This is a genomic window from Mucilaginibacter pallidiroseus (assembly GCF_007846085.1).
In the GTDB taxonomy this organism is placed as follows: domain Bacteria; phylum Bacteroidota; class Bacteroidia; order Sphingobacteriales; family Sphingobacteriaceae; genus Mucilaginibacter; species Mucilaginibacter pallidiroseus.
The window spans coordinates 38,950-57,925 of sequence record NZ_VOEJ01000005.1 but is presented as its reverse complement, the minus strand read 5'-3'; the positions used below and the strand labels follow the sequence as shown (position 1 = coordinate 57,925).

Genomic DNA, 18,976 nt, shown 5'->3' with positions numbered 1-18,976 from the left:
TTTATGACCCCGAAATTTGTTTCGATCATCATACCAACTTATAAAGATTGGGCAAGGCTTTCTTTGTGCCTGCAAGCACTATCTAATCAAGACTACGATTCCGAGCTGTTCGAAATCATCGTCGTGAATAACTACACGGCCGACAAAGTGCCGGAAGGTTATTTTTTGCCTGGCAACTGCAAAGTTGTGGTGGAGGAACAACCAGGCTCATATGTAGCACGTAATGCCGGTATACGGATATCAAAAGGCGAAATTATTGGATTTACAGATTCGGATTGTATTCCGGACAGCGATTGGATTAGCAATGCGATAACTGCTTTTGAAAACGGTACAGATTATCAGCGCATTGCCGGAAAAATCCGTCTTTACTACAAATCGGATAAATTAACAAATGCCGAACTTTATGAAACCGTTTATGCCTTTAATCAGGATATATACGTGGAGCAAGATGGTACCGGCGTTACCGCAAACATGTTCGCTTATAAGCACGTATTTGAAAAAGTAGGCATGTTTCGTGAAGACCTGCTTTCTGGCGGCGATTACGAGTGGGCGGTAAGGGCGCGTAACGCTGGTTTCCAAATCTTGTATGCTGATAATGTTATAGTGAGCCATCCAGCAAGGCATCATCTTGCAGAATTGGTAAAGAAAGCCAAAAGAGTAGGTGGGGGCCAGGCCGGCATTAAAAAATCGTCGCCTAACATATTGCAGGCAGCTGTTAAGCTTTTATATGATTTACGCCCGCCGGTAAAAAGTATTCCTTTGATTATAGCCAAGGGTAAACAGATGCACGTAGCGCAAAAGCTGCTTGTTTTTTACATCAGGTACTATTTATCTGTTGTCACCGCTAAAGAAAAATTTAAGGTAAGCATGGGCAAATCTGCTCAGCGTGAGTAATACGCTTACAAAAACACATTCACCATTTAATTATAAAAATATGAAAATTGCAGTTATTGGAACAGGCTACGTAGGCCTTGTAACAGGTACTTGTTTAGCAGAAACCGGAAATGATGTTACATGCGTGGACATCAATCAGCAAAAGGTTGATATGTTGCGCGAAGGTCAGTCACCAATATATGAGCCCGGCTTACAGACATTGCTGCACCGCAACATTGCGGAGCATAGGCTTCACTTCACTACTAACCTTGCCGAAGCAGTATCAGAGGCAACAATTATCTTTTTGGCTTTACCGACTCCTCCGGGAGGTGATGGCGCAGCTGATTTAAGTTATGTGCTTGGTGCATCAAGAGACATTGCGTTAACGATATCGTCATACAAGGTGATTGTCACCAAATCCACTGTACCGGTAGGCACCGCTGATAAAGTGAAAGCTATTTTCAAGCAGTATACAGATGTCGAGGTAGCAGTAGTTTCAAATCCTGAATTCTTGCGGGAAGGTGTTGCTATCGAGGATTTTATGAAGCCAGACAGGATTGTAATCGGTACAACCGATGAGACTGCCAAAGGACTATTAAACGAACTTTACGCGCCTTATGTGCGCCAAGGTAACCCAATTGTGTTTATGGACGAACGATCGTCCGAACTGACCAAATATGCAGCAAATTCGTTTTTGGCTACAAAAATATCATTCATGAACGAAGTTGCTAACCTTTGCGAGAAGGTAGGTGCAGACGTTGACATGATCAGACTTGGCATTGGTGCTGACGAGCGTATTGGCAAGCGCTTTCTGTTTTCTGGAATTGGTTACGGCGGCAGCTGTTTCCCGAAAGATGTTCAGGCTTTGGCAAGATCAGCTTCTGAAAACGACTATGAATTTAAGATTCTAAACGCGGTAATGGATGTAAATGCGCTCCAAAAATCGGTTTTGGTTAGTAAAATCAAGGCCTTTTACGGAGATGATTTAACTGGCAAAACATTTGCATTATGGGGACTGGCCTTTAAGCCAGAGACGGACGACATCCGCGAAGCACCTGCTTTACAGGTGATTGATGAACTGTTAAGTAGCGGTGCCAAGGTAAATGTTTATGACCCGGAAGCTATGAAAAATGTTGAGCAGTTATTGGGCGCAACAATTACTTACGCAGAAAATCAATATGATGCATTAAACGGAGCAGATGCTTTACTGATATTGACCGAGTGGAGTGTTTTCAGAAATCCTGACTTTATTAAAATGAGCAATCTGTTGGGCAGCAAAGTAATATTTGATGGCCGAAACCTGTTTGATGTTGCTAAAATGAACGACATCGGCTTTTACTACAATAGTATGGGGCGTGCAACAGTCGGGAGCTATCAGACACAAAGCGTATAAAAAACAAACGTTTTATACACACAATTTCACATTAACTATCCAACAATATCCCCTCGCAAAGCTATCTTTTAAATTGGATGTATATTGCGGTGGCACCTAATAAATCAATGCTTTTTTGAGCATTGATTTATTTTGGTAAATAGTTACAGGTTGTTTATCATCCCGAACTATACTAAGATCTAATATGAAAACACGCTACCTTTATTTAGTTTACATGGCAATGTCTGTAATAGACATTTTAATAACCAATTTTGCTTTTATCGTAGCTTTTAGTCATAGCAATTTTGGTGTTAATAGTTTTACAAGTCAATTGGTTGTTGCAAACTACATTTGGGTTTTTACAGCCATATATTTCGGCCTTTATAATCGTAAGTTTTTGCATAGTCAACGTAACAGTTACACGCTTACATTTAAGAGCTTGACACTTTTTAGTATCCTGTTTACGCCTTACATATTGCTATCTAAAGGGTCTGCTGATGTAATTAGCTCTACTTTGCTTTTTTACATCATTATGTTTCTATGCATGACAGTTAATAGTTACCTATATTTTCTGTCGGAAAAACTATTTAAAAAGCACTTTAAAATCGCGCGCTCAGTGGCGGTTATCGGCAACAATCCAATGGCATTACGGCTGGCGGGCTTTTTCAAAGAGCGTGATAGCTATTTTGCGTTCGAGGGTTTCTTGGATCAACATAGCACGTCATATCTCGATGCTCACGGTCAGGTTTTACCATCGATCGTCGGGCAACTTAAATCCGCAGCTGACAGCGGCATAAAAGACATATACATGTCCCTGTCAACAGACAGGATTCATGAATTTGAGTTGCTTCAGAAACAGGCTGAGAAGAATTGCCTTCGTCTAAAGCTTATACCAGATATGTCAGAATCTATGGTAAATCATCTTAAACTTAGCTACATGGGCGAATTTTCAGTTCTAAGTCATAGACATGAGCCACTTGAAGAGATAGAGAACCGAGTTAAAAAACGGTTGTTTGACCTGATATTCAGCTCATTGGTTATTGTATTTATCATAAGCTGGCTATACCCGATAATTGGTTTAATTATCAAGCTTCAGAGCCCCGGTCCGATACTATTTAAACAGTTGCGAAGCGGAAAAGATAACAAAGACTTTGTATGCTACAAGTTTAGAAGCATGCGAATGAATGCAGGCGAAAAGCAGGCAACTATTAATGATGACAGAATTACGCCAATAGGCAGGTTTCTAAGGAAAACAAGCCTTGATGAATTACCGCAATTCTTCAATGTGTTTTTAGGCGAGATGAGCGTAGTTGGCCCCCGGCCACATATACTTACTCATACCAGCGAGTATAGCCAGATTATAAATCAATACATGGTTAGGCATTTCCTGAAATCGGGAATTACTGGTTGGGCTCAAGTAAGCGGATACAGAGGTGAAACGAAAGACCCTACACTAATGCAAAAAAGAGTTGAGCATGATATATGGTACCTGGAAAACTGGTCTATGCTGCTTGATTTAAAAATAATATTCATGACGGTATTTCACGTTATAAATGGCGACGAAAATGCTTATTAGCATACCTTTCATATCAAATAAAAAAATATTTAAAAACATATGTTAATCGACAAACTCAAAGATTTGCAGTCGGCAGGCTGTCGTCCAAATTTACTGGTGATTGGTGATATAATGATTGACCATTATATGACGGGGAAAGCAAGCCGATTATCGCCAGAGGCCCCTGTCCCAGTTGTAAATTTGAAGGCGGAAACATATACGCTTGGCGGTGCTGGCAATGTTGTGCAAAACCTTGTAGCACTTGGCGCAAATGTGTCTATCAGCTGTGCAACGGGGGATGACGTGCCTGCAGATCAGGTTTCAGAAATATTGAAGCGTGAAGGTGTTAATACTGATTGTATACTTAGAGACAAAGACCGGGCAACAACTGTAAAAACCAGGATACTGGTGGAAGGCCATCAACTTGCCCGCCTTGATAAAGAAAGCACTCATAACTTAAATGTAGCTGCAGAAGCGCATGTGATAGGTCATCTGGAACCTCTTATTCAAAATGCAGACATAGTTGTTTTATCTGATTACAATAAGGGCTTTTTATCTTCAAACCTTACAAGGAGGATTATTCAGATTGCTAAGCAGTACCAAAAGAAAGTTATTATTGACCCTAAGGGAAGTAATTATACCAAGTATAGCGGCGCATATGTAATTAAACCAAACCGGAGCGAATTGGCTGTTGCGGCTAAGGTAGATTCAGTTGATACGATTGCTGATCTGCAAGTGGCTGCAAAGCTTATTATTGAACAAACTGAAGTTGAAAACCTTGTTGTGACTTTATCAGAAGAAGGGATATCAATTTTTAATAAAAAAGGCATTACAAACCTGCCTGTAAAAGCTACGGAGGTATACGATGTAACTGGCGCCGGCGACACCGTTTTAGCCACCATTTCATTTTTTGTGGCATTGGGCTTTGACCTGGACGAGGCTTGCGAGATTGCTAATTATGCTGCAGCAATTGTAATTAGGCAGGTAGGCAGCGCAACCGTAACATTAGAAGAAATTGTTATGGAGATACAAAACGAAACGCACAAATTTCAAGCATCACACTAATAAAAGCTACATGATTTTAGAAGAATTAAACGATCATTTGGATACTATACGAAACCTTATAGAGGCATCCACTGAGGATATTGAGGAGGGCTGTAAGCTGATTACAGAAACTATCGAAGCTGGCAATTTTGTATTTCTTGCCGGTAATGGCGGCAGTGCAGCAGATGCTCAGCACATAGCGGCAGAGCTAACGGGTAGATTTGTAAAAGAACGCAAGCCCTTGCCGGGAATGGCGCTAACTACAGATACATCGGCACTAACTGCAATTGCAAATGATTACGGTTACGATCATGTTTTTTCGAGGCAATTAGAAGCTTTTGCTAAGCCAGGTGATCTGTTCATCGCCATATCTACAAGCGGAAACAGCCCTGGTATTCTTAACGCCTTATCGGTTGCAAAAGGTGTAGGTTGCCGAACAATAGGCCTAACAGGCCGGGGTGGTGGCAAAATGAGCGGTATGTGCGATACTAATATTGTGGTGCCGTCCCAGATAACTGCACGTGTGCAGGAAATGCATATACTAATAGGCCATATCTTTTGTAAAGCGGTTGATGGTCTTTTTGACTAATCAAGCGCTTTCTGCCATAAAGTGGCTGTTAAGTATGATCTATCGCTCAACAACGGCTCGTTATCATCAATTTGCTTGGGTGTTAAAATCGAATCCTATTCAACAATGAAAAAAATTACATATAGGTTTAGTGGCAATATATCAGCAAATAAACTGCGTTTTGTGAGGTTGGTAGATAAATTGCTCTACATTTTTTTTAAAGGTCCGCAAAAGCCTGAGGTTAAAGAAATAACCATAGTACAGTTCGCTCATATTGGAGATTTGATATTGATGCTTCCAGCATTAAAAAAATTAAAGGTTACTTCAAACTATAAGGTAAACCTTGTGGTCAATAGTCAGAACTTTGCTATTGCGAGTAAACTTAAGTTTATAGATAATGTGATGGTGGCCGACGCACCGTGGTTTGCGCGTGGTAAAAAAGGCAGCTACCTAAAATTTATCAAGCAACTCCGAGCGATTAAAACCGATTTGCTATTTGACATTAGAGGCGACTTGCGCAATAATTTGTTCATTAAGTTTTTTACCCGCAAAAAAGTTTTTGCCGGTTACAACGTTGGCGGCGGGGAAGCACTGTTAAATGAAGTTTTTGATTTTGAACACAATGGACATAGCACCGATTTAATTAAGCCAATTTTTGATTATTTGCGGTTACCTGCAATCAGGTTTGAAGATTACTGGGATGAAAATGATGTGCCAAATACTCCTGTAACAGATATAGTTTTGCCTGATCGCTATATGGTGATACATTTAGGAGCTGGCGCACAATCGAGACGGTGGCCGGTAGATAATTTCATAGAAACTTTGAAAATTGTTGCCAGGGATATACCCGTATATGTTTTAGGGACGGCAGATGATGCAACCCCAGCACAAGCCGTTACAATTGCTTCTATACCAAATGTAATAAGTTGTATAGGCAAGTACAATATTCTACAGTCTATTTACCTCGTAAAAAAGTCGGTACTATTCATGGGGCTTGAGTCGGGATTTTCACACATCGCGGCGATGCTGAGAAAAAAATCGGTCATTCTTTTTAGCGGCACATCAAATATTAATGTTTGGAAACCACATAGTTTTTATCCTGGTCAGGTAACATTATTAAAACGCGTTGTTCAGTGCGATCTGGTAACAGGGTGTGGTAAATTTGTTTGTGACGATAATATTTGTATGAAAAATATTTATCCGTTTGAGGTGAGTATTGTTGTAAACGAAATATTAAATACGTCAACTTACAATGCAGCTCAAATAGAAAAGGCACCACCCGCTTTCACATAGAAACAAAACCATCTAAATAATTCCTGTAATACTAAGGCTGTCATTTTAAAGTGACAGCCTTTTTTATTCACTATATTTCATAGGTGACAATGTAAAATATAAGTCGGTTATTTTAATAACTTATTAAAGAACATGGTTAATTGGTTTTATTGGTTTTAGAGCTGGTAATTTTTCTGATAGCATTATTGTTTTGGTCTGCTATGTAGATGTTAGCACCGGATACCGAAATTCCCGTTGGGTTTGAAAACTGTGCTTGTTTAATATCGCCATTCAGAAAACCGGATGCCGTCGTTGGTGATATTATCGTTTCAACGCCATTCGTTCCTAAATGACTAAGCGTATTATTCGATAATACCAAAAAAAGATTTTCAACGGGCGAGGAAATCAATTGCTTGTCGCGTTTGGCCACCGCTATGTCTGATATAAATAAGCCTTTTGTTTTTTGTAAATAATACGTGTTTACTTGCCCGCTCTTGGTAATTCTACGAATTGATTTAGCACTTCTATCGACACCGTTACCGTCAATTACCCATAAAAAACCATCAGCTGCCAGCCTAATGTTGCTTGGAGAGCTAAAATGAGCGTTTGAGCCCACACCGTCTTTTAACCCAAATACATCTATTTTCCCTGCAAAAACGGTTGCTTCGCCTTGAGATTTCACTTTCAATATTCGTTGATTGCCAGTATCTGCAATGTAAATTGTTCCGTCATCAGCTATAGCTAGATCTTGTGCCCCATCAATGGGCAAACTTAAAGGGATATTAGTTGCTTGTCCATCAGGTGTTATTTTGATAATTTTGTTAGCACCAGTAATCATCACATAGATATTCCCGTTTTTATCTGCCTTAATACCTTGCGGTTTGTCCAGGTTTCTTAATACTGTCGTTACAGATCCGGCTGCTGTGATCTTAAAAACCATTCCACGGCTAAACGAAGTCACATAAATGTTGCCATTAACAGTAGTACATATTCTGGAGGGCTGTGGAACGTTATCTAACCCCGACATAACAGTTGTTACTTTAAGATTTGTGTTGACAACCGGGTGTTGAGGTTGACCAGGGACAGTTTCGCCTTCCGTATCATGTTGCGGATAAATAGGTGGGTCAAGTTTACAGCTGGTTAGCAATAATGCAGTTGCAAGGACAGCGTAAAGTAGCTGACATAAGGTACGTTTTTTCATAGTTACAGCTAAAGGCTTTAATAGGATTTTTATCAATCATATTATCGCCTTCTACAAAGCTATCTATACTAAAATCTAAAAATATATACTTAGTCAACTTGAGCCGTTTGTGTGCAATTTTTGCATTGTATCACACAGGTTTTCTTCATATCAAATGGTCTCCAGTGTTGCCTTCTCGAATAAATCAATCTCTCCACCTAAGCTTTCAAGCTCAGTAATAGAAGGAGGCAGTACGCCAGAAGATATGACTTTGTATTTCTCGTTAATGCCCTTGCTTAGAGTACACAACCACCTACGTCCGTCGTAGACGAAAAATTGAGTGAGTTGAGTACGTTTAGCGGTAACGCGTAGGTTGCACATCACACCTCGGATGGTGCAGCAAATAATAAATGCTTTCATAAGGTTTGGATTGCTTAAGCAAGAAATTTTGTTAATAGTGACACGTCATTTTAAATGATTACAGTTACTGGCATTTCAATAAGCTGCTAGGAAACAGCGCCTTTTATGCTGCTAATTTACACGCTGCCGTTGCATTTAAACAGCACGAAGAGCGTCATTATGGTATACGAAATTTACAGTTTTTTCTCACCGGCGACCATTGACCTGTCAATGTCAACAGTAAGCTTTAAAGATATTGACGGATGTGAATTGTCAAAGGGTCACGCTAAAAAGGCACAAAGGATTGAACGATGTTATTTATCTTCGTCAATCATCCTGTTTAGAAGCTTGGTGTATTTTTCTAAAAGCTCAATGTATCTGTCTTTCCAATTATTACGGTTTTCTTCGCTAGACGCTGGCAGTGGTTTAAAGTTAAAGTCTGTATGTTTTACTTTATTTGGAAAGTCATAAGAAAAATCATATTTAATTAGATTGCCTATTTGTATGATGTACTCAGTTTTAACATCCTTAGTGGAGAATAAGTTATAAATGGTGCGTCGATCTACGCCCATAAGTCCGGCAATTTCACTGATACTGTATGAAGATCTTCTAATCTGAGCTTCAAGTATTTGGCCATCACGCTTAGACATATCCGAAAAGATTTAGACATATAAATATACGTTGCAACATATACGTTGTCAATAGTTGGCCATATATTTTAAAATTTTTTAGTAAAATGGATTTTATCATCCTTTAAAATTTCGATGGTCCATTTATCCATGATGTTTGCAGTTGGAGCAGTTATGCAGCTGAATAATTCATTATTCCTCCATTCGTTTATAATTGCGTGACTTGCGTATACTGGATAAAGTCAATGTTACATAAATAATTACAACAGCAGTGATGAAAATTAATCCAAACATTTCGGCAGGGTCAAAAGAAAAAAATGTATCCATAATGTTATTTCCCTCAATACAAATGCCTGAAATTTTGCTGTTTAATATTTGTGCTGCATTTGTGTAGTAAGCGGGAAACACGGACAATTTTGCTTATACGGTCGACAATATTATGCTGCAACGTTTGTGCTGTGCTGGATTTAAGAATACTTTTTACGAATCTCAATCTGTACATTGTTGACTTCCTATAAGTGATCATTAATTATACCTAAAATTACATAGTCCAACCTAACAAGGTTTGCTGAGCTTATATCTAACATTATCCGTTTAAAAAACGTTATATGCGTTTCAAACTCGAGAGAACGTTAATGATAGACTTACAGATGAGCCAACATTGAGGAACAAAATTGCTAAGTGGAAAAATGTGGGCCAAAAGGTGTTTTTCACAAACGGCGTATTTAATTTAATTCATCTTGTGCATATCACGTACGTTTCCAAAGCTGCAGAGTTGGAAGACAAATAATTATCAGACTTAATATCGATGCATCTGTTGAGAGGTTCAAAGTAGAACCGACCTATATTACAGATCAAGGTGACAGGGATGCGCTCCTCGCAGCGCTATTTTTTGTTAACGCTGTAGTTATTTTACGATGGGACTCTTAAGAACTGATGAGGGTATAGCCAGACGTATTAATTAAACGGGCTGAATATAGCGTTAAAAATATTGTCTGGTTCAAAGAAGTATTGGCGAATGGCGGACTTTAAAATTTACTGCGTTGGTGGATGGCTATTCATCCAATTATATTATAAACAGATAAACGGTTAGAAATCATTATAAGAGTCACTCATAGCGCAACTGTGGTTGCTAACTACCGTAAGTTTTATTTAGATAGTAAAATGATTTTAGGGTATCTAATACAGGTTCGTAAAAATCAGGCCCGTTTTTTGAAAGGAATGTCTGGTCGAGCTTGAATCCTTTCGCATGTTCACTAAATGTTAGTGAACTCAATGTTTCAAAACCCATTGTCCAATCATTGAATGATCTTTTGGGAATGTCGAATCGGTTTATGAGGGTTATTCCATGATGCCGCTTGTCAGTTTTGATTTTTTCGAACGTCCTATGCACATTAGTTTCAGTACCCTCAAGTGCTTGTACGAAACGACCATGCGGATGCTTAAGAAGCGAACTGCGCACGTAAAGGAGCATTCCGGTGATACCAAATTCCTGATTATTCTTACGCGATTCTTCTAATAAGGTAAGCAGTTGAGCGTCAGACATAAATTGAGCCGCCTTACTTATGTAAGTTAAACAATGTAGCATAATTTTCTAATCGATCGTGTTTTTAACCTCGCTGCGCATTTTCTTTACCCTACAAATGGGATATGCAAACCATTTAAGTAAACCTGGTGTGAATACGATAAGCCCAGCTTTTATGAATACATTATATCAATCAACGCTCAAAAGTAACTTTTAATTTTAAAAATTAAGTAATAGGCAATTGCCTTTTTTTTAAGCAGCAATTAGGTATATAATTCTACAAGCAATTGATGATCAGCAGGGGACATCTTAAGCAGTCTTAGCATAAATCGGTCATCAATTTTAATAATATTCCATTCCCTTATTTGCGTGTCAGGATAGTAAAATGGTCCTAAAATGCCATTACGTACGGATAGATTTTCGACGTAGTCGATAAACAATTTTACATTGTCAACAGTGAAGGTCATAAGCGTGTCCAGTAGGGTGCGCAAAAGTATTGAATTACAGTGTAGTTTGGGTATAAGGAAGGCTAATTCTAAGGCTATTCTAATACGTGGATCTGATTTTGATTTGCAAAACCATGCAGCATGCCTAATTTACTTCAAAGCAATAAGTTGTAAAAGTCTCACAGGTAACGTAACCTGCTACTCACTTAAAATTCCGCACTAAGCAATTAATTATTATGAAAGTAACATAGAAGTCAGCTTATACAGCGGTTATGTATTTAAATAAACTATTGTGGGAATAGAAATAAATAAATATGTTTGATAGCAATTACAAAATAATATATATGTGTAATATTATTTGATAATGCACATACTGAACGGTGATTCAAAATTTGAATAAACTAAACCTTAACATTTTACAAAAGCCAACGTATAATGCATTAGTGCAAAGTTGCGCTAATTACAGCATTATATGAACCGAGGAAAAAAGAGGGGTTTATGTTTATGGAACAGTTACAGAAGAAGACATATGATCAACTATGTTGTTCAAGAGAAGGTATTTGAGCAAAGCGTTATTGACATGTTTTTTGATGATAAAGTTGCTCTATTCGAATTGTCCGATCACGGAATTCGCCTGAAAATGTGCCCCCAAAAGTATCAATCGCTTACATCATCTTTAAAGGCAACAGTTTTCCCGCAAGTGCCTTCGGGGCTAAATACACCCTCTTACATCGCTGTTATTAATCACATTATATTGGAGTACCGTCACGCCGTATGATAAACGTGATGATTGTCTTCCCCAAACAGTTCGCCTTCAAGCTAAGTACAATTTTTCAGGGCGTTGGTGAATTAAATGTAATCAATTAGCTGTAACTGCCGTTGCTTTCCAATTCCTTGAAAGAAGAGAACAAATAGCTATTGCATTGGTTGCTACATGGCCTCTCCTTTCAAAGGAAATTTTTTTGGAAGCAGGGATTTGAAGCCCCATAATTAATTATAATTGGTTGAACAAATATAGCTTGCAGATTGAATTTTTAATTGCACATTTAGGTATACATCATGCACAATGTTCAAAATTGAAAAATTAAATTACGCTATTAATTGGTCGATTATAATTATCTAGAGATATCGCTCTATCCTAAAGCAATTCATCAATTCTTGTAGCCACACTATTTTGCATTAGTTGTTAAAGAATATGGCGCCATTTGGATATCTGGTGCAGTACACACAATTTTTAAGCATAAACCGTACCCTCATTGCGTAGGATGGAACGTTCTGTTATATTGTAGGCTATTTTTGAAAGCTCAGCGAATTTAAATAGATTTCAAAGCTATGCCTTACGATAGGCATTACTGAAGGTTAAACAGTGAGCTAATTTTTCTCGATATTGTATACAATTTATTTATAAAAGCGCCTGTTTGGTGTTTAGCAATAATTGAAGTGTATTCCATTTTATAGAATATATAATAAAGTAATAACGCAAAAATCACGAAGTGTCTGAATGTTTTAACTGAGCACTTCAGCATCCGAAAAGTTATAACGATTACATAGGTGGAATTGACGGGCTAGGATTAACCTAAATTTTTTAAAGAAGAAAACTTTTGAGTATTAGTTCTCCAAGATGTGTAAATCCTAATTAAATATGTCTCGTTTCCTAATTAGTGAAAATTAATGTAATTGATTATACCTAAAGTGCCAATTAAGTGAAGTTAATTTTTTTGCTATTCTATAATAAAAGTAAATGTTTATCAGTTTATTAAGATTGATTCTAATTAATTGGTTTTTTTTTAACAATTGTGGTTTTTAATTATGAAATCCACAACTAAGAGCTATAATTTTACGTGGATAAGATTTAATTTCATTAAATTCGGATACACTACACTATCATGGAAAAACATAACGGGCAGATAATTGAATACTTGGTAAGGAAATACGGTTATAGTATTACTGACCTTGCAAAAGAGTTAAATGTTAACAGAAGATCTGTTTACAATTATTTTCAAAATAAGTATCTTAAGTCAGAAATAATTTTTAGAATAGGTATTGTCATTCGGCACGACTTTAGTAACGAGTTTCCTGAATTATTCGGTTCAAACGAATTTACATTTCCAATTGGCGCAATTAGCGCCACCCCAACTCCTGTTAGTTCACCCATAAATGAGGATGTATGGAAGGATAAGTATATTGATTTACTAGAGCAATACAGCAATCTGTTGAGTAAGCAGATAGAAAAAACAATTAATTAATGGCTATTTTAGACCTATTGATTGACCACTTATCAAATCTGTTTAATCGAGACATTCAATAACCTACAACTGCTATCTCTACAAGGGCATTTGTGCTTATACATGGATTTGAGTCGATGTGATTTTGGCATACTCCGTTAAAATGTACTTCCGCATTATAGTTCAAACTAACTCACGTTTTAAGCATTCATTATGAGTAGGTTTATCTGATGCAAATGTTGGCTGCGATTATGTATACCTATTCTATTTGTCAAATTTTGACATTTACTATTTAGTGTTGTTTTGTCCAAACAAATCAGTACTAAGTTTATTTATAATTTAAGGAAAGTGCTAACTTCACACAAAAAATTGCCTTATAAGTGAACCTGTGGGTCAATTAATTCCTGATAGCCTGTTACAATGGAAAAGCATAATGGAGAGATCGTAAAAAAGGTTTTAATTCGTAAAGGTTTAAAAGCCGAAAGTTTATCAGCTTTATTGAGTTTAAATAAGATAACTGTTGATAGGCTACTATCAAATCCCAATTTAAAGTGGGCAGTTATTGCAACAATAGGGCGGCTTATCGAACATGATTTTTCTTTAGAATTTCCCGAAGAAGATCGACTTGCACGAGAAATATATATCAACAACCATAAGATTGACTCAGCTTTAAATGATTATGCATCAGTCTTTTTGATTGACGATTCGGAGATGGATATACAGGTTTTTAAACTGACGCTGAAACAATTGTTAGTTAACGTAGAACTTAATACATTTGCTAATGGTGAGTTGGCCATAAATAAATTATTAGAACTTTGTTTTAATAGTCCTGATAAACTGCCGAAGCACATATTCCTTGATTTGCAAATGCCGATTATGAATGGTGGACATTTTTTGGAACAATTTCATCGGTTAAACATTGATCCGCTTCGTCAGATCAAAATACATGTTCTCACGTCGTCTATTTTCCATTCCGAAATCGAACGATACAAAGCGCATCCTTTGGTAAGCGATATACTAACCAAACCAGTAAATAGAGATGAGGTGGCATCTATTTTGTAAGTAAAAACACTAATAATTGTGTCCATGATAAGAAGTGAACAGGAAATTGAAAAGTCGGTATTAGAATTAGAAGAAAACATGCTTAAGTGTTCACCATATGATGCATTTGGAAATGACAACATTGCCAAGATAAAAATCATGCTGGATGTCATTAGATTAAAAAGATCTATAGCGTGGATCAACTCAGCTTACTTAACAGACGAGGAGTTGTTAATGAACAGCCCGGATAATGTACTTTGGCAATCGGCTATGGACGCCAGGAGTTGGATGGATGGAGACACGAGCCTACAGGATCTGCTTTTCCCGAGTAACGTCCAATATGCTAAACGAACAATTACTAATTAAGAGACATCGATATAGAACAATTTATAACAATTCAAGTTTGCGGTTGCTCTGTTGGTTATCAATCAACTTTATTTGTTAATATCCGAGCATTATTTTGTACTATCCACATTATCAATTTGTTTGTCAATATTCATAGTGTTACTTACCTTATAATTTAGGCAAAATTTTGCAGGGTCATCGGATTTATGTACTTAAGTTTCGCGAATTTGACAATTACATAACTGTTGTGGTCGGTATCAGAGGTGTTTCGTTTGTAAATGTGGATTTTTATTATTTCCTCTCTCTTTTTTAATTGTTCTCCACTTTATGGCGGTGCAGTTGAAAAAGTTTCACTTCTTTTCAAAGATGGTATATAAGAAATTCGCCTAAATATGTTTTAAGCGACATCAATACATACGGACTTTTACCAGTCAAAGTTGAAAGTCCAGTTACATCGCGAAATGTTGGATGGGCTATTAGATCTTCAACAGCGCGGACCACACCATTCAGACGCTATTGGTCCGTGTTTCCCAGTTGTGCCAAATATGATTGTGCTTTATGAATGATCTTCCTTTGCTTTTGCGTATTAACTAAATCTAATGTTAAAATTATATTTATCATCAGATTCAGTTAAGTTCTGCCTCCGCATGTGTTAACCAACGAACTCAGCGTTACCATAAAGCAGCCTCAAAAGTGCTTACTGATTGACTAAGCATTGGTCAGACTACCGAAACTTGTGAATGTGTAATGAATGCAAATCAATATGCACCATTACATAACAAGCATGGGTTTTTCTTGGTCATCAACCATTGCCGTTAAAACTTTATTGTACTGTTCCAACAACGTCAAGTATTTATCCATCCAGTCGTTCTCATTCGACTTATTATAGCTTTTTACTACAGGCCTATTAAAGCTGAAGTCTTTATCCTCTAATATGCCCGGTAAATCCTGAGAAAAATCATGTCTTATAACATTGCCAATGGCAATAATGATAGAGATTTTAAGGTTAGGTTGTTGAAACCAATTGTATATCGTTCTTCGGTTAACGTTGAGCTTATTTGCTAAGTCTGTTAAATTGTAACCATTTTTTCTTATAGTATACTCTACTAATTGGCCGTGGTGGTAATTGTTCATTGTTTAGTGTTGATGATCACACATCCACCAAAGCAATGCCACATTTATCGATCAAAATGAAGTTGACAACAATATTCCCACAAATTCACACTCATAATTTTAAAATTACCTATAGGACGGGTTCGACAGATGTCAATTATGTTCAAATAGTGAGAAATTGCAATTCTTTATATTCTATAATATACACGTAAACATGACCCTTTAATATGAAGTGTTTAACGTACACAGTGTATACATTCCCTCAATCATGTAATCTCCAATCCTTCGCAGGCACTTTTTTGTAACGCAGTGGCTTTACTTGTAGTATCCCATACACTGCTTGATGTGTTGCAATTTAAGCAAGTACAACTACTTCGTGGCTATAGACTGCGCACAGGGCATGTCCTTTTTATGAGCATAGTTTACAAAAATTGACCATAATGACATAACGGTTACAACCGGCCGCTTATTTAAATATTTTTGACCAAAGACTTAACTTATCCGATATAAATATGCAGACTGACCGTAATGAGGTTATTGATTTTCTCAGGTTTTTAGGCTTATCACTTATTATACTCGCCCATTTATATCCACCACCATGGTTATTTCAGTTGCGCAATTTTGACGTACCGCTAATGGTACTTGTTTCGGGGTTAACGCATTCACTTCAGCCAAAAAAGCTTAATCCTATTGATTTTGTTGCAAAGCGTGTAAAAAGATTGGTATATCCAGCGTGGACATTCCTTACCTTATACTTTTTATGCTTAACAATGTTTGAGTTAAAATTTGATAAACTAACGTTTGCCAACGTTTTTCACAGTTATACATTCATTTCGGGTATTGGCTTTGTCTGGATTTTTCGGGTTTTTATAATAACATCAGCCTTAGCCCCCCTAGTTGATCGCTTCAATAAAAAGCTGAGAAGTAATAATACTTACCTGATCATACTACTCTGCTGTTTTTTAAGTTATGAGTTCCTTTTACTGATTGAATGGAAGGTGATTCTTGGGGCTAAACATTATTTATACTTCAGTTCAATAGTATTCTATGGCATTTTCTACACATTGATCTTCAGTTTAGGAACAAGGCTCTTATCATTCAACTTGAATCAAATATGTTATGTATTAATTAGTGCAATATTATTATTTATTGGATACGCGTTTTATTTCCTACATATAACAGGCTCTATCCCCGCAACGCAACATTTTAAATATCCGCCACAACTATATTATTTAAGTTACAGCCTAATGCTTTGCATTATCTGTTATTTGATTAGTCCAACTGCGCATAAAGTTATAGCCTCCTGGCCAACTTTAAACCTTCTAATACGTTTTATCTCCAGGAATTCTTTATGGATATATTTTTATCATATCATATTTATTAAGATTAATATCAAAGAGCAAATTCCTAACTTGTTACTTAGTTACGCATTTATATATACAGCATCAGTAATATGCTGCTTTTTACAATTGTCTATGGTGTCCAAATCGCTGTTGCTTTTTAGCGGAAACCGGACAAAGCAATACATCCGGTTAATGTTTACCGGATGATTTTGACTTGAATAATCTGAAATCCGGACAACCCAGTCCCCCATGTGTACTGGCATTTAGTCAACAAATCTCTCGCTTAATTTTGCGTCAGTAATGGGTACATGCTGCCCAGTACGGAATCTGTACATTAATCGCATTCCTAATACGTCCAGTTTTTGTGCGCCCGAAATGATTGCTTTCAAGTTGGATTAATCTTATCATGATAATCCAATTCCTAAAAATATCTTTTTTGCAAAGTGTGTTTTCTTTATTTGCATTTAGACATCATACTTTTGGGTAAAACAGGGAGTTTTTAGGTTTGTGAAGCGGATATGAGAGCTTTCGCTAGCAATCAACTAGCTAACTATTCATATCAGTCAAACAATTCACCCTATAGTTGCCTAACATCGGCGCAGAAAGATTTCCTGATTCATGGATGTCTTTACAAAGAAATATTAACGGCGTTTGATAGGGTAGTGCTAAATGCAATCAAGTAGCGTAGTCTTGATAACTTTGCCCCTTTAACATGTAGGTTCAATTGAATGCCTCTGTCAACAACGGTATAAAAAAAGTCAGATCGTCTTAAGTGTAACGCTTGATTTTTGACGAGATGGGTAATTGGATAGTTAATCAGACAAATTGGATTAAAAACGTTCAGATTAATTACAATTTCATCAGGCATAAAAAGCCCGGCCGCTAAGCCAGGCAATTTAGGGCTTCTAATCAAAATTTAACTTTTATACGACGCACCTTGTCAAAAGTTGTCTTAAACAAAAAAACTTCCAAGCCTACTACAGCTAAGAAGTTTAAATCTTGATCAAAGAACCCCCGTTCTGAGATTAATGTAAAGGTGAGCAATTGTTAGGAACTATTTTCGTTTTTATTTAACCAAAAATTAATTGTACCACGATTGTTACAATGGCCTTCTCTTATAGGTAAGGCAGGTTAATTTTGTGTATTGGTTTTATCTTAATAATACAATTTGAATGGTTGTTGTTGTAAATATAACACTAGGTATTAACTAATAGTTGTTAAAGTGCTTTCAGCTGGCGGAAATGTATAAAGTTTAAGTGGCATTAATTGCTATGTTTGTTACACACTAACATGGAAAAACACAACGGGCAAATAACCGAATACCTGGTAAGGAAAAACGGTTTTAGCATTACTGAGCTCGCTCAAGCTCTAAATGTAAATAGAAGATCAATATATAACTACTTTCAAAATAAGCACCTCAAATATGAGGTGATTTTAAAAATTGGAAGAGTTATCAGACATGATTTTAGTAGCGAATTCCCGGAATATTTTACATCCGAAGAATTTGATGTTCCAATTAAGCAATATTCTCCAAACTCAATCAGTGCTCAAAATCAATCAATCGAAGATGAGCTTTGGAAAGATAAATACATTGACCTGTTGGAAAAGCATCAGCAACTACTGTTAAGGTGCGTTACTAAAAATGATAGTTTATGTTTAAGCTAGTTTTATCGTTTTAAATACTTGTGGGTTTATGGCTGAAGATAACGTTTAATTAAGCGTTGTCTTCAGTTAATAATAAATGCCACCCGGCATGTCAGCCGTCTGATTTTCATGATTTCGCCTAAGTTTCGTGTAGAAATGCTCGCATGCTTTATTGCACATCGGCGTTTGATGAATCATATCTCAGGAATAAGCCCTATTTTATGCAAGATATGTATTCCTCCAGCTTTTTCAAGTCTTCGTGAGCTCTTTTAAAATTTATTTTAGCGGTCCCATGCTGTATAGTTAGTCGATTAGGAATGGTTTAAGTTTGGCTTTCTATCGATCTAGTGGAGCAAATACATAGTATCGATTAACAAAGGTTAGCGTAAGATTAGTTATTTA

At 36.9% G+C, this 18,976-nt stretch carries 15 protein-coding genes; 11 read left to right on the top strand and 4 right to left on the bottom strand.

Features of this window, described 5'->3' with window-relative positions; all coding sequences use genetic code 11:
- Nucleotides 1–3: 3 nt before the first annotated feature.
- The 6 genes from FPZ43_RS11300 (at nt 4) to FPZ43_RS11275 (ending at nt 6,705) form a co-directional block, all read left to right on the top strand.
- Complete coding sequence (locus FPZ43_RS11300) at nt 4–894, top strand: glycosyltransferase (protein WP_146382034.1); 891 nt, start codon at nt 4–6, stop codon at nt 892–894.
- Nucleotides 895–934: 40 nt separating this feature from the next.
- A complete protein-coding gene (locus tag FPZ43_RS11295; protein ID WP_146382033.1) occupies nt 935–2,266 on the top strand; it encodes a UDP-glucose dehydrogenase family protein in 1,332 nt (443 codons plus the stop codon).
- Nucleotides 2,267–2,450: 184 nt separating this feature from the next.
- A complete protein-coding gene (locus FPZ43_RS11290; protein WP_146382032.1) occupies nt 2,451–3,821 on the top strand; it encodes an exopolysaccharide biosynthesis polyprenyl glycosylphosphotransferase in 1,371 nt (456 codons plus the stop codon).
- A 39-nt stretch (nt 3,822–3,860) separates the two neighbouring features.
- Nucleotides 3,861–4,865, top strand: coding sequence for a D-glycero-beta-D-manno-heptose-7-phosphate kinase (gene rfaE1 / locus FPZ43_RS11285; RefSeq protein ID WP_146382031.1), 1,005 nt, complete (start codon nt 3,861–3,863; stop codon nt 4,863–4,865).
- A 10-nt stretch (nt 4,866–4,875) separates the two neighbouring features.
- Nucleotides 4,876–5,433 carry a D-sedoheptulose 7-phosphate isomerase gene (locus FPZ43_RS11280; protein WP_146382030.1) on the top strand — a complete coding sequence of 186 codons (558 nt, stop codon included), beginning with the start codon at nt 4,876–4,878 and terminating at the stop codon, nt 5,431–5,433.
- Between the two features lie 105 nt (nt 5,434–5,538).
- Nucleotides 5,539–6,705 carry a glycosyltransferase family 9 protein gene (locus FPZ43_RS11275; protein ID WP_146382029.1) on the top strand — a complete coding sequence of 389 codons (1,167 nt, stop codon included), beginning with the start codon at nt 5,539–5,541 and terminating at the stop codon, nt 6,703–6,705.
- Nucleotides 6,706–6,841: 136 nt separating this feature from the next.
- On the opposite strand, the gene FPZ43_RS11270 is transcribed toward FPZ43_RS11275, so the two are convergent.
- The 3 genes from FPZ43_RS11270 to FPZ43_RS11260 form a co-directional block, all read right to left on the bottom strand.
- Nucleotides 6,842–7,885 carry an NHL repeat-containing protein gene (locus tag FPZ43_RS11270; RefSeq protein ID WP_146382028.1) on the bottom strand — a complete coding sequence of 348 codons (1,044 nt, stop codon included), beginning with the start codon at nt 7,883–7,885 and terminating at the stop codon, nt 6,842–6,844.
- Nucleotides 7,886–8,577: 692 nt separating this feature from the next.
- The gene (locus FPZ43_RS11265) at nt 8,578–8,913 is read right to left on the bottom strand and encodes a helix-turn-helix domain-containing protein (protein WP_146382027.1); all 336 of its coding nucleotides are present in this window, start codon (nt 8,911–8,913) and stop codon (nt 8,578–8,580) included.
- A gap of 1,111 nt (nt 8,914–10,024) precedes the next feature.
- Complete coding sequence (locus FPZ43_RS11260; RefSeq protein WP_146382026.1) at nt 10,025–10,480, bottom strand: BLUF domain-containing protein; 456 nt, start codon at nt 10,478–10,480, stop codon at nt 10,025–10,027.
- 2,269 nt (nt 10,481–12,749) lie between these two features.
- On the opposite strand from FPZ43_RS11260, the gene FPZ43_RS11255 reads away from it, so the two are divergent.
- The 3 genes from FPZ43_RS11255 (at nt 12,750) to FPZ43_RS11245 (ending at nt 14,495) form a co-directional block, all read left to right on the top strand.
- On the top strand, nt 12,750–13,109 hold the full coding sequence (locus FPZ43_RS11255) for a TetR/AcrR family transcriptional regulator (RefSeq protein WP_146382025.1): 360 nt from the start codon (nt 12,750–12,752) through the stop codon (nt 13,107–13,109).
- Between the two features lie 399 nt (nt 13,110–13,508).
- The gene (locus FPZ43_RS11250; RefSeq protein ID WP_146382024.1) at nt 13,509–14,150 is read left to right on the top strand and encodes a response regulator; all 642 of its coding nucleotides are present in this window, start codon (nt 13,509–13,511) and stop codon (nt 14,148–14,150) included.
- A gap of 78 nt (nt 14,151–14,228) precedes the next feature.
- A complete protein-coding gene (locus FPZ43_RS11245; protein WP_146382023.1) occupies nt 14,229–14,495 on the top strand; it encodes a hypothetical protein in 267 nt (88 codons plus the stop codon).
- 750 nt (nt 14,496–15,245) lie between these two features.
- Here the strand turns inward: FPZ43_RS11245 and FPZ43_RS11240 are convergent.
- Nucleotides 15,246–15,608 carry a hypothetical protein gene (locus tag FPZ43_RS11240; protein WP_146382022.1) on the bottom strand — a complete coding sequence of 121 codons (363 nt, stop codon included), beginning with the start codon at nt 15,606–15,608 and terminating at the stop codon, nt 15,246–15,248.
- 491 nt (nt 15,609–16,099) lie between these two features.
- Between FPZ43_RS11240 and FPZ43_RS19730 the strand changes: the two genes are divergently transcribed.
- The gene (locus FPZ43_RS19730; RefSeq protein ID WP_146382021.1) at nt 16,100–17,137 is read left to right on the top strand and encodes an acyltransferase family protein; all 1,038 of its coding nucleotides are present in this window, start codon (nt 16,100–16,102) and stop codon (nt 17,135–17,137) included.
- Nucleotides 17,138–18,220: 1,083 nt separating this feature from the next.
- On the top strand, nt 18,221–18,595 hold the full coding sequence (locus tag FPZ43_RS11230) for a TetR/AcrR family transcriptional regulator (RefSeq protein ID WP_146382020.1): 375 nt from the start codon (nt 18,221–18,223) through the stop codon (nt 18,593–18,595).
- Nucleotides 18,596–18,976 lie beyond the last annotated feature (381 nt).